This is a genomic window from bacterium (assembly GCA_037143175.1).
GTDB lineage: Bacteria > Verrucomicrobiota > Kiritimatiellia > CAIKKV01 > CAITUY01 > JAABPW01.
Window position 1 is genome coordinate 1 of record JBAWZF010000037.1, and the last position, 13,267, is coordinate 13,267.

At 52.6% G+C, this 13,267-nt stretch carries 9 protein-coding genes and 1 tRNA gene; 5 read left to right on the plus strand and 5 right to left on the minus strand.

Going from position 1 to position 13,267, the window contains the following annotated elements; all coding sequences use genetic code 11:
- Positions 1-380 (plus strand): hypothetical protein (locus tag WCI03_10965; protein MEI8140375.1); only part of this gene is annotated, 380 nt, incomplete at its 5' end.
- Positions 381-468: 88 nt separating this feature from the next.
- On the opposite strand, the gene WCI03_10970 is transcribed toward WCI03_10965, so the two are convergent.
- Positions 469-3,552, minus strand: a complete 3,084-nt coding sequence (locus WCI03_10970) for an efflux RND transporter permease subunit (protein MEI8140376.1) — start codon at positions 3,550-3,552, stop codon at positions 469-471.
- Positions 3,549-4,706 carry an efflux RND transporter periplasmic adaptor subunit gene (locus tag WCI03_10975; protein MEI8140377.1) on the minus strand — a complete coding sequence of 386 codons (1,158 nt, stop codon included), beginning with the start codon at positions 4,704-4,706 and terminating at the stop codon, positions 3,549-3,551. The genes WCI03_10970 and WCI03_10975 overlap by 4 nt, the downstream gene beginning before the upstream one ends.
- Before the next feature lie 660 nt (positions 4,707-5,366).
- Here WCI03_10975 and WCI03_10980 point away from each other — a divergent pair.
- Both WCI03_10980 and WCI03_10985 read left to right on the plus strand, forming a co-directional pair.
- Positions 5,367-5,443, plus strand: a tRNA-Met gene (locus tag WCI03_10980).
- 667 nt (positions 5,444-6,110) lie between these two features.
- A complete protein-coding gene (locus WCI03_10985; protein MEI8140378.1) occupies positions 6,111-6,557 on the plus strand; it encodes a hypothetical protein in 447 nt (148 codons plus the stop codon).
- A 116-nt stretch (positions 6,558-6,673) separates the two neighbouring features.
- Here the strand turns inward: WCI03_10985 and WCI03_10990 are convergent, their stop codons facing one another.
- Positions 6,674-6,937, minus strand: coding sequence for a LacI family DNA-binding transcriptional regulator (locus WCI03_10990; protein ID MEI8140379.1), 264 nt, complete (start codon positions 6,935-6,937; stop codon positions 6,674-6,676).
- A 207-nt stretch (positions 6,938-7,144) separates the two neighbouring features.
- On the opposite strand from WCI03_10990, the gene WCI03_10995 reads away from it, so the two are divergent.
- On the plus strand, positions 7,145-9,187 hold the full coding sequence (locus WCI03_10995; GenBank protein ID MEI8140380.1) for a carbon starvation CstA family protein: 2,043 nt from the start codon (positions 7,145-7,147) through the stop codon (positions 9,185-9,187).
- A 216-nt stretch (positions 9,188-9,403) separates the two neighbouring features.
- Entirely contained in the window at positions 9,404-9,934 is a 531-nt protein-coding gene (locus WCI03_11000; protein MEI8140381.1) for a rhodanese-like domain-containing protein, read from the plus strand.
- Between the two features lie 227 nt (positions 9,935-10,161).
- Here WCI03_11000 and WCI03_11005 read toward each other — a convergent pair whose 3' ends face one another.
- Both WCI03_11005 and WCI03_11010 read right to left on the minus strand, forming a co-directional pair.
- Positions 10,162-12,108, minus strand: coding sequence for an ABC-F family ATP-binding cassette domain-containing protein (locus WCI03_11005; protein MEI8140382.1), 1,947 nt, complete (start codon positions 12,106-12,108; stop codon positions 10,162-10,164).
- The gene (locus tag WCI03_11010) at positions 12,105-13,265 is read right to left on the minus strand and encodes an SAM-dependent methyltransferase (GenBank protein MEI8140383.1); all 1,161 of its coding nucleotides are present in this window, start codon (positions 13,263-13,265) and stop codon (positions 12,105-12,107) included. The genes WCI03_11005 and WCI03_11010 overlap by 4 nt, the downstream gene beginning before the upstream one ends.
- Positions 13,266-13,267: the final 2 nt, after the last annotated feature.

A 13,267-nucleotide genomic window follows, 5' to 3' on the forward strand; every position in this document is an offset into this window, starting at 1 on the left:
GTGGAGGTGGGGGCGGCGGCGGGAGCAGTACCACGGACGGCACCATAACGAATGCCGCAGGCACCTACAATGGGACTGTCACAATTTGCGTCCAACCGCCGGGGAGTGGTTCCACCTGCTCATCACATGCCATGACGATCCTCATTGACGGTAATAGCCTGGTTAGCAGCGACACCCTCTATGAAGGCAAGCATCTCGAAGGCAGACTTTCTGGAGCGAACTTCTTGCTAGTCTCCTCTGTGACGACAACAAACGGCACGGGTGACATTCAATTCCTGGGAACGGTAGTCAATAACCGCATTGCGGGATCCATCCAGGGTACTCTGACCACCTATACGGGAACCGGAACTTATTCGGGGAATTTCAACGCCATCAAATAGCAGATACTGAGCCCAAACAATCCCTCACGGTTTGGATGAGCTTGAGGGAGACATCGGCTGAATTTGCGAGTATCAGACCGCGAGTATCTCATTTTAGCTTCTTCGCTAAAATCTCTTGCAGACGTTCCATGTAGAGATAAAAGACCGGGGTAACAAAAAGCGTCAGAGTTTGAGAGAACAGGAGGCCCCCAACCACGGTCAACCCGAGGGGACGCCTGGCTTCGCCGCCAGCACCATACCCGACAGCAATCGGAATTGCCGCCACCAAGGCCGCCATTGTCGTCATCATGATAGGGCGGAAGCGGATCAGGCAGGCATCATAAATTGCATCCCGGGCAGACTTACCCTGATCACGACGGGCCGCCACGGCAAAATCGACCATGATGATACCGTTTTTCTTCACCAGCCCGACCAACATGATGATACCGACAAAAGCATATATCGAAAGTTCAGCTCCAAATATCATCAGAGTCACCAAGGCCCCCACCCCGGCGAAGGGCAAGGCGGACAGAATCGTCACGGGATGGAAAAAGTTTTCATACAGGATCCCCAACACAATGTAGATCACCAATACCGCGAGTGCCAGAAGCCAGCCCATTCCTTTAAAAGAAGACTGAAACACCTGCGCCGTGCCCTGAAACATCGTGCTGATATTCGCCGGCAGAACCTCAAGAGCCACAGTGTTCACTTGTTCGACAACCGCTCCAAGAGAAACCCCCGGTCGGATATCAAAAGTTATCGTAACAGAGGGCATCTGGCCGGAATGATTGATAGTCACTGGCCCCACATCGTTCTTTAGCCGCGCCACGGCATCAAGAGGAATCATCCGCCCATCCCCAGTCCGAATATGGAGCCAGGAGAGTACGGAGGGATCCGACTGATAGCGCGGAAGCATCTCGAGGATGACGGCATACTGATTGTTTGGCGCAAGAATGGTGGAGACCTGCCGGCTACTGTAAGCGTTAAATAACGCCGTCTCAATCTGATCAGCCGTGATTTGGAGTGAGGAGGCCAGATCGCGGTTAATCTCTACGTTCATCTGTGGATTCTTTAACTGCAAGTCGCTTGAAACGTCCTGAAGGGTATTCAGTTCCCGGAGACGTTCCACCAGTCTGTCCGCAGAGCGGTATAACTCATCCGTGTCTGTGCTTGAAAGGGTGAACTGATACTGGCTCTTTGAGGAGCGTCCACCAATGTTGATTAAAGGAGGATTAACCGGGTACGTCCGGATCCCGGTAATGCCGGACAATTTTGACCGCAGAGATTGTACCACTTCATCCGTGGTCATCCGGCGATCTTTGCTGGGTTTCAGGCTCACAATAAACCGGCCTACATTGCCCCCGCTACTTCCCCGAGCACCGACAGAAGACATAAAGCTAAGGATATTCGGATCCTCCTGCAGTATCCGGATCATCAGTCCCTGATGAGTTACCATGGAGTCGAAGGAAATCCCCTCAATGGCTTCTGTAGTCACATTGATCCGCCCCCGATCCTCACTCGCCATAAATCCCTTGGGGATTACCCAGAACAAAACCCCAGTAGCAATCAGAGTAATAAATGCCAAACCTAACATAATCCGCCCATGATCAAGCGCCCAGCGCAAACCGGACGAATACCACCCTAAAACCGCGTCAAAACCGGCCTCCATCCATTGATACAGACGTCCATGACCACTGTGCGACGAAACGCCGACAAACCGGGCGCTGAGCATGGGAATCAGCGTCAGCGAGATCACCCCGGAAACTAGGACTGCCGCACCGATTGTCACAGCAAATTCACGGAACAAACGCCCCACCACGCCGCCCATAAACAGAACCGGAATGAATACAGCGGCCAGAGAGATGGTCATGGACACAATCGTGAAGCTAATCTCCTGGGTCCCGTCCAATGCTGCCGTAAACCTGTCCTTACCCATCTCCCGGTGGCGGACAATGTTTTCAAGCACCACAATCGCGTCGTCCACCACAAACCCCAGCGCCAGAGTCAGCGCCATGAGTGAAAGATTATCGAGGCTGTAGTTCAAAACCGCCATGACGATAAACGTTCCAACCATGGACATCGGCAAGGCCAGACTGGGGATCAGTGTCGCCGATACATTTCTCAGGAAAATAAAGATAACCAGCACCACGAGAACCAACGTCAGCAGCAGTGTAAATTTGACGTCCTCAAACGACGCCTTGATCGACTCGCTGGCATCAATCAGAACCTCCATAGAGACAGACGCAGGCAGGTCGGCATTCAGATTTTTTAGTAATTTACGGACATTCGCCGCCACCTCCACGGTGTTCTTTCCTGGCTGGCGCTGGACGGCCAATACAATGGATCGCTGCATCTGATTGCTGGTGCAATACCACGCCGCCACCTTGTTATTTTCAACGCTGTCCAGGACCGACCCCAACTCCTCCAGACGCACGGGCGCACCATTACGGTAGGAAACAATCAGGGAACGATAATCCTTTGCCTTGGAAAGCTGTCCATCGGCCTGCACGGCAAAAGTCCGATTGGGACCAGACAAACTACCAGTGGGAAGATTCACGTTTCCGGACTGGATCGCACCAGCCACCTCTTCCAACCCGATGCCCCGGACCGCCAACTCATGGGGATCCAACTGAACCCGAACCGCAAATTTCTGAGAGCCATACACCGAGACGGCAGCGACCCCCGCCACCATCGAAATGTTTTGGGCCAAGTACGATTCGGCGTATTCATTGAGTTCGTAAAGCGGCAAGGTAGGACTGGTCAGGGCCAGAAACAGAACGGGTTGGTCAGCCGGATTGATCTTCTGATAGGAAGGCGGGGTATCCATTTCCGGGGGCAAGCGTCGCATTGCCCTGGCGATCGCCGCCTGGACGTCCAGCGCTGCGGCATCCAGGTCACGACTCAAAACGAACTGGAGGGTGATTTGCGAACTCCCCTGGGCGCTTGAGGAATTCATGGAATCCAAGCCAGCGATCGTGGAGAATTCCCGTTCCAGGGGAGTTGCAACCGCTGCGGCCATAGTCTCAGGCGTTCCGCCGCGAAGGGACGCGGAAACCTGGATCGTTGGATAATCCACGTTCGGCAGGTCGCTCACCGGCAGTTGCTGATACGCCACAATGCCAAAAATCGCCAAACCCAAGGCGCTCAGCGTGGTCATCACCGGACGATGAATAAACGGCGCAGCCAGATTCATGAACGACCTGCAGGGACAGATTCAGACTTGGCCGAATTCCGAGGTTTAACAAGGGCCCCGGGCTTAAGGCGCAGCTGCCCATCCGTGACGACTTCCTCTCCTGGCACCAGGCCGCTCGCAATCACCGACATCCCTGCGACCGTCCGATCCACCATCACAAAACGGACGGTGACTCGACCGTCCCGATCCGTCACGTAAACATACGCACCCTGCTGGCCCAACAATACAGCCGACTCGGGAACCACCACCGCATTTTCCTGCCTGTCAAGTTCAAGGACCACCTTGACAAACTGACCGGGCCACAATGCTGCAGGCTTATTATCAAACCGCGCTTTGATTTGGATTGTTCCGGTCGTCTCATTCACAGAGTTATCGACAAATACCACGGTTCCCGTTTGGGCAAGTGTGCCACCCCCCTGAGGCGCGGCAACCAGCGTCAATCCCCCCTGATCCATTCGGGTTCGCACCTTCGCCAGTTCCTGTTGCGGAAGCACAAAACGGATCAAAATCGGATGCAATTGATTGATTGTGACCAGCGTGGAGTCATCCGCCTTCACAAGATTCCCCTGATGAATGAGAAGCGTTCCGGTTCGGCCGGAGATAGGCGAACGGATGGAACAATAGCTTAACTGGAGCCGGGCATTATCCACTGCCGCTTCATCAGATTGCATGATGGCCTTGAGTGTATCCGCCGCCGCCACCGCCGCATCGCGAACATCCTGAGCCACAAATCCCTTTTTTAATAGAGCCTCAAGACGCCCAGCCTCTTTGACGGCATTTCCCCATTGCACACGATCCTTCTCCAAAGCCGCCACGGCTTGCCGGAGTGCTGTCTCGGGACCGCGGGAATCAAGTTCAAACAGAAGCTCACCTTCCTGAACTTCCTGCCCCTCAGCAAATCGCACTTTAGCCAAAATTCCAGTGAACTGGGATTTCACGGCCACCGTCGTCAACGACTCTACTGTCCCGAACGTGCTGACTTCCACAGGCACCGTCATCGTCAACACGTTGGTCATCGATACCGGCACGGGCGCATTTTTGGCTTTTGCCGCCTTCGCTGACGATTCACCCTCGGTCCGTCGATTTTTCGTCACAACTGCGCCCACACCCGCAACTATAAGAATGATAATACAAAACAGGATCAATTTTTTCATAATGAGGCGAACATCGTACACCCCATTGACTATTTGTCAAAACCGGAAACGGGAAATGGGAACATGACGATGGATCCTCAATGATCAAGGTTTTCAAAATATCACTAAGCAACCCGCCTGTTATCTTCTGAGATCCAGGATCTAAGGGTTGGGAGATCAAAGGGTTTAGAGAATATTGTAACCCCGAGACGACTGGCTCTCTGCATATCCCCATCGCTCCAGTCCCCAGACATCATTCCAATTCGTGGACACTTACAATTTTTGCGTTTCAATTCATCAACAAATTTCATCCCGCTGATAATCGGCATATTCACGTCAGTCAGAATTATATCAGGGCAACCAAGTTTGCATAACGTACAGGGGCAGGCTTGAGCGCAATAGGCAGGGCATTGATCTGGATTGGAGTAAGCGGATACATTATGCCCCCACTTAATCAAAGCCCCCTTCAACATGGATAATAAGAAAGGATCATCATCCAACAATAGTACATTCATAGGCAGCCCTCTTTTCGTAATTTCAGCCTACCACCATCAGATAATTCAACCATAGGGAATACCCTGAATATGGTATAAGGAAAATCCGTATTTAAATATTTTTAAATAAGCATTGCTCTTCTCGCATAACAAAGATATATTCTTCGCCTTGTTGAAGAAACACATCTGCGGGGTGGAGCAGCCCGGTAGCTCGTCAGGCTCATAACCTGAAGGCCGTTGGTTCAAATCCAACCCCCGCTACCAATCTGGCACGGGCCTGATAGCAATATCAGGCCCGTTTTTATTGATCGAAACGCATGTCTGTCAAAATGATTTCCCTTCGAGTGAATCTGTGAAATACAGTGATGCGGCATGGTTCATGTGCACGGTTTGTGCACGGGTCGTGCACGGCTCGCAGAACGAAAAAACCTGAAAATTTCTGAACCAACCGCCTTCAGGTGCGCGCCCTGAAGGCCATTGGTTCAAATAATCCAATGGAGGATTATTTATTTCGTCCACTTCACCCAGGCGAACCAGGACAAAGTAACCCCTGCTGCACGAATCCCAGAGCGTACTGCGGATACGCCATAAGCGCGCTGAAGCCTATAGAAGCGCTTATTGGACTCCCATCCCCCACGGCCAGTCACCCAATCGAAATCATGTCGCAGGCACGGCGGAAAATAGATCGTAGGCCAATAGATTTCAGAAACCCCCGTACATCCGTCGCAGTCCGTGTACCAATCCTTATGTTGAGCTCAACATAAGGATTGTAATGTGAAGTTCAGAATTATGTGAAGTGTAGCCCGCCTTTGGCTATTTTCCTTCGATTTGTTGGGATTTCTGACTATCTTCGAGAATTTCACTTCACATAATTCCGTGCTATTAGATGGCCTACTCTACCTGTATATGCAGGCGGAGCAAGGAGGCTATCATGGCAATGGAACGGGTATTTGAGTGTCCTGAAACCATTATTAAACTCCGAAGCGGGCCATTAAGGGAGTTGCTGGATGGTTTTTGCGAGTGGTTGATAAACCAGCAATACAACCGAGTAATTATCCGGCGACATCTTCGTAATGTAGGCCATCTGAACTCATTTTTGGGTGGCGCGAATGCGGCGACACGCCAGCAACTTACCGCGCACGACGTCGCCAGTTTCCTTCGCCGGTTTCCGTCTTATTACAAGAACCTTGGTTCGGGGAAAGCCCCCCTTCGTGAGGTGCGATACGCAATCCGCCGCTTCACTAAATACCTTGAAATACACGGACGATTCGACCGGTTGGTGCCACCACCACACTATCAGCCTCTTCTGAATTCATATTTGGAGTGGATGCGCCAACGCCAACACGCCGCAGAGGGAACCGTGGAGGTTCGCGATTGAAAGACTTCCATCGAGACGACCAACGGCTCTACATTGCCGCTGGTAAGTTCCGCAAATCACGGTGGGTGGTGTTGAGTGAATCGGTTGGGGCATGAAAGCGTGGAAACCACAATGATCTACACCCACGTCATCCGCGGCATGGAATTGACTGGCGGTTGCGGCGCTGACCGGGACATCCCTGCTCCCACCGCTTGGGCAATCTGACCGGCCCCACTCTCTCGCCTTGCGATCCCCAACTGCCGGGCGGCGGCAAGGACACGGGCCTGAGTCGCAGGACTGATCCGGAGCTTGTCACCCCGCCCATTCAGCACAGCTGAAGCGGTCGTCCGGTCAACCCCTACCGCATATCCAACCTCCCCTATACCTACTGGCTTAATCATGCTCACACTAGTTAGCATTGAAGATTATGAAAAGCAAGAATGCCTGATTAATATCTGCCGTCGCCTATGCCAGACTGTCGTCATTCTTAGGGGAGGCACATGGCGAAAAACAACTACGTCCTAATCAACTACGAAAAAGGATACGGCTGCCCTGCTCCGCCCTGTTTCTTGACTTTCCTCCCTACTATCGGCACTTTACCTGACATTATGAAACTTCGATCTATTCTCTTCTGGCTCTTCCTATCCCTGCTCGGAGCAACCTCGCTGGCGGTCATTGCCTTTCACCGGGGAGAATCCATCAGCGCCCTCTGGTTTGTGACTGCCACGCTCTGTTGTTTCATGATCAGCTACCGGTTCTACAGCAAGTGGTTGGCAGCCAAAGTCCTGGCACTGGATGATCGGCGCGCTACCCCGGCCTATACCAAGGAAGACGGCAAGGACTATGTTCCCACCAACCGCTGGATCGTGTTCGGCCACCATTTTGCAGCCATCGCCGGGCCGGGCCCGCTCGTGGGCCCTGTGCTCGCCGCCCAGTTCGGTTACTTACCCGGCACCCTGTGGATCTTGATTGGCGGCACGCTGGCAGGCGGCGTGCATGACGCCGTTGCACTTTTCTGTTCCATGCGGCGGGGCGGAAAATCGCTAGGGCAGATGGTGAAAGAAGAAGTTGGCACCTTCGCTGGGGCGCTGGCGCTTTGGGGCATCCTCTGCATCATGGTTATTCTCATTTCGGTGCTGGCCCTGGTTGTAGTCAAGGCATTGGCAGAAAGCCCCTGGGGGCTCTTCACCGTTGCCTCCACCATTCCCATTGCCTTGTTTATGGGAATTTATCTCAGGGTGATCCGTCCCGGGAAAGTGGTGGAAGGCTCCATCATGGGAGCATTACTTCTGCTGGTCGCCGTATGGGGCGGCCAATTTATTCACGGCTCACCTGTCTGGTCCGCCTGGTTCACCCGCTCAGCGCCCTGGCTCGCCTGGTCGATTATCGGCTATGGACTTCTGGCCTCCATCCTGCCGGTATGGCTGTTGCTAGCCCCTCGTGACTACCTGAGTTCATTCATGAAGATTGGCACTGTTATTGTCCTGATGCTGGCGATTATCTGGGTGGCCCCACAGCTTCACATGCCCAAGCTTACCAGTTTCATTTATGGTAATGGACTGGTGGTTCCGGGCAAACTCTTTCCGTTCGTGTTCATTACCATTGCCTGCGGAGCAATCTCCGGCTTCCACGCCCTGATTTCCACCGGCACTACCCCAAAACTTGTGACGCACGAATCCACTGTCCATTCGGTGGCCTATGGCGCCATGATTACTGAGATGGCCGTAGGCGTCATGGCTCTTATTGCCGCTTGTGCCATGGAGCCGGGCCAATACTTTGCCATCAACATGAAGGGCGAGCCCGCGGCGGTTGTGGCCAAAATATCGGCGGCCGGCTTCCCGGTAACCGAAGCCGAAATGTCTCAACTGGCCAACGATGTGGGCGAGAAAACCTTGATTGGGAGAACCGGCGGAGCCCCCACGTTTGCTGTGGGCATGGCCAAGATGTTCACCGACGCCATCGGAAGTAAGGCCATGATGGCACTCTGGTACCACTTTGCCATTATGTTTGAGGCGTTGTTCATTCTCACAACGATCGATGCCGGAACAAGGGTGGGCCGCTTTTTGCTGCAGGACGTTTTGGGCCATGTGTGGAAACCGCTGGGGAATACTGCATCCATTCCGGCCAATCTGCTCGCCAGTGTTTTATTTGTCAGTGCCTGGGGCTGGTTCCTTTATCAGGGAGTGATTGACCCGTATGGTGGCATCAACAGTCTCTGGCCGATCTTCGGCATTGCCAACCAGTTGCTTGCTGTAATCGCATTGGCATTGGGAACCACCATCTTGATTAAAATGAACCGTGATCGTTACATCTGGGTCACCCTCATTCCCCTGGTTTTTCTGTTGATTGTCACCATGACAGCAGGCTGGCAGAAAATCTTTGCAACACATGCCGGGGGCTTTATACCCGCCATTGCGACCCTACGCCAACAATTGGCTGTCGCCAGTCCCGGCGATATCACCCGAATCTCAGCTCAGATTTTTAATAACCAAGTCGACATCGCTGTTACGGCAACCTTTATGGTCATGGTGCTTCTGATTGTTGGGGCAAGCCTTCACCTCTGGATTCGCCTATTCACAGGAAAGGCTCCCAGACATCTCTGCGAAGATCCTGCCTTGCCGCATCCTGAATTGATGGTTCTGGAAGGTTGAGCAGTAAAATTGATGTCTCATAATGTCTCATCCGAGCTTGGTGAGACAATTTTGGCCAATAGCGTGGTTCTCGATGCAAATTTGATCACATAGCGTATCAGTAACGCCATCAACATGTTACAAATAATATTACAGCCTTCCTCAACTATGGCACCGTCCATGCTAAACATAATAATGTTAAAAGAAGAATAAACAGAAAGGTAAGTGAGGATAAAAATGAAAATAGTTAAAATGGCAAGTGTTGCAGTTGCAGCATTGGTTGGTGTGGGGTCGGCAGTAGCGATGGCTCATTGTGGAACATGCGGTGTGGATGATGATCACGCCAAGACAAAGGGTGATGATAAGGCGGTAGCTTGTCCCGCTGGAGCCTGTGCGGTTGAAATGAATGCGGACGCAAAAGGTTGTCCTGTGGCATCCAAGGAAGCCGTAGTGAACACAGAGGGCTTGGCTACACTCATTAATTCAAAAGTTCCGCTAAAGATCTTCGATGCACGTAGCGGGAAATATGATGATGGACAGCGCCTGTCCGGGGCACAGCAGTTGAGTGCTGATGCAGATGAAGCGGTCATTTCAAAAGCAATACCGGATAAATCAGCATTGGTTGTCACCTATTGTGCCGGGCTCAAATGTCCCGCAAGCAAAGCGTTGGCAGACCGGTTAAAAAAACTGGGTTACACAAATGTTATAGAATATCCGCAAGGAATTGCAGGTTGGCTGGAGGCAGGAAAAGCTGTAGACAAAAAATAAGGGGCCCCGAAAGGAGGGCAGTCAACAGACAAACAGTGAACCATTGACAGTTAACAGTAAGTCCGCATCAAGCGGATGCGCCAAAGGCGCTCAAGAAAACGGTTAACAGTTGAAAACAGGAGTCAGATTCAGAAGGGATTCTGGATTCTGACTCCTTCATTTTTTGCTTACTGCCCACTGCTCTCTGTACACTGTCCACTGCTCACTGCCCACTGGCACTGGCTGCTTCACTCGCAGGGGAGTGCTTCGAGTTCCAGCGCTGCTTTTTCCCAGAGTTCAACCGTCTCAGCCAGTTCAGCCTGGATCTCACTCAGGCGACGGTTGAGGTTGGCATAATCGGTTCCCACCATCGGTTTCATCATTTCACCAGACAACTTATCCTGCTCCTGCTCCAGCGCTGTCATTTTACGTTCTGCAGCTTTAACGCGCTTTTCAACGGGGCCTCGAACTTTATTCAACTCCTCACGTTTGAGTGCCCGCTCGCGCCGCAACGCCTTCCGATCCCCGCCCTCACTTTTTTCGACCTCTGAATTCTGATTTCTGGTTTCAGATTCCTGGCTTCTGGCTTCGGCTTCAGATTTCTCATGATAGTAATCATAACCACCGGGATATCTCCGTACCCCGGGCGGAGCCATGGCGATGATGCTGGTGGCAACATGACGGGTAAATTCAATGTCATGGCTGACAAGACATACTGTTCCCTCATAATCATGCAGGGCATTTTCAAGAGCCTCACGGGAAGGAATGTCCAGATGGGTAGTAGGTTCATCCAGCATCAGGAAATTGGGAGGATTCACGAGCAGGCGCGCAAATGCCACCCGCATTTTTTCACCACCACTCAGCACTGCAATTTTCTTTTCAACCGCATCGCCAGAAAAGAAAAAGCCACCCAACATACTGCGCACTTCGCGCTCTGACAGGGAGGGAGCGGCAGATTTAACCGTTTCCAGTACCGTGCGCACCGGATCCATCATTTCGGCAAAGTCCTGAGCCTGATACCCGATCACCACATTATGCCCCATCACCCGCCGGCCTTCGTTGAGGGGAAGTTTTCCGGCAATCGTCTTAAGAAGCGTCGTCTTCCCCATTCCATTAAGACCAACGAGTCCAATTTTTTCGCCCCGTTCGATTCGGACATCCAAACCACGCAAAACCCACGTTTGGCCGTCATAGGTCACTCCGGCCTGATCCAATCTAACCAGTTCCACACCACAGTGCGGAGGCTTGGGAACGCGGATACGGGGAGCCCGCATGACCACACGCGGGATTTCAATTTCATCCATCTTCTCCAGCATCTTTATCCGGCTCTGCACTTGGGAAGATTTCGTGTTTTTAGCGCGGAACCGTTCGACAAATTGCTCAATTTGTTCACGCCGGCGATCCTGATTCCCGCGTGCCGCCTCTAATTGTTCGTGGCGAAGCCGGCAATCCTCCTCATACTTGTTAAAGTTCCCGGCGTAACGTGTCACCTGCCCGCCCGCCACCTCCATCGTCACGGTCGTCAGGGTATTCAGTAGATACCGGTCATGGGAAACCAGCACAAGTGTTCCCTTGTAATCGCGCAGATAGCGCTGAAGCCATTCCACTGCCGGAATATCAAGAAAGTTACTAGGTTCATCCAATAACAGAAGATCGGGATCTGCCACCAGGGCGCGCGCGAGTTCCGCACGCATCTGCCAGCCACCACTGAAAGCGGCAAAAGGCCGGTGGAAATCACTCACTGCAAACCCGAGGCCCCCCAATGCGGCCTTGGCCCGGCTACTCAAGGCATACCCGCCCTGGTGCTCAAAGTCTGTTTGCAACACGCCCAATTGACGGACAACCCGGTCTCGCTCAACCCCCGTGACCTGATCCAATTGTGCCTCCAGGGCCTCGATCTGGCGCTGATTGTCCACAAGGGAAGGCAAGGCATTTTCAGAATATTCCAGCAAATTGATGTCTGCGGCCGCAGGCTTGAGTTGCTGCCGAAGATGACTGACGCGGATATTGCGAGAAATCGATACATCACCACGATCCGGCGTGGATTCCCCCGTCAGGAGCGAGAAAATCGTACTTTTTCCCGCGCCATTGGGGCCCACAATCCCCACGCGCTCCCCGCTATTTATGCGGAAAGACACATCGTCGAGCACCTGCTGCGCGCCAAAACCTACAGAGACATTCTGAAAATCGATCATAATAGCTTCTCAAGCGCCTGCTCTTTGATCCCATAAAACGCTTTGAGCGCCTTAATCTGGGCAAGGATGGGCTCACGCGGCTCCGGCTTTGCACGCTTTACGCCCAGAATCATCTTGTTCTTGCTAGTGTGCTCAAGTGAAATAAACTCAAATACCTGCGCTTCATAGCCGGAAGCCTCCAACCATAACGACCGCAGACTATCCGTAACCATTTCAGCCTCCTGCCCCATGTGAATTCCATGCCGAAGCATGGGGGCCAGTACCGAAGAACTTACCATCTGGGGTCGCAGCTCTTTGTGACAACAAGGGGCACACATGATGATCTCGGCACCTGCCCGAATGCCAAGCGCAATCGCCTGGTCCGTCGCGGTATCACAGGCATGCAAAGCAATCAGCACCTGCAGGGATCCCATCGCATAGCTCCCCAAATCACCCGGTGTAAAACTCAGTCCGGTCATACCCCTGGCCTTTGCAACAGTATTACAGAAACGCACCAGGTCATCGCGAAGCTCAACCCCGGTGACCACCGCTTCCCGGCGAAGTATGGTGCTCAAATATTCATAGATCGCGAAGGTGAGATAGCCCTTCCCTGCGCCGAAATCAACCACTCGCACCGGAATGGCGGGACCAATTCGGGAAGCGGCAAACGCCCCACGGAACCGTTCCAGGAAAACATTGATCTGTTTCCATTTACTGGACATGGACGGCAAAACCTGCCCGCTTTCATTCGTGACCCCTAGCGCCTTCAAAAAGGGGCTGTTATAATCGATTAATCGTTCCTTGATCCGATCGTGTTCCCGGGCGGGTAACACCTCACTGGATGGCTTACTTCGACTCAGGATGGTCTTTCCCTTCTTGCTGAAATCAATCTGGACATCTGCCGTGATCGAAAACAGATGGGCACTCTTGAAATCGCTCCCCAGCAGTTGCTGAATCATCGGCAAGACCTGCGCAACGTCAAAATTTCGGGTCACATCCTGGGTTTGATGCCGGTACACAAAAGAAAGCGTTTCCTGATCAGCGATCACCACAGGCCGAATGGTGATTTTCTCGAGACCAGTCTGTCGTCCCCGATATTTTCCCAGCACCAACTTGATAAACGTATTATCCTGCAATGCCTGCTTCAATAAATCCAAAAAGGTTTCACATTCAGTCATGA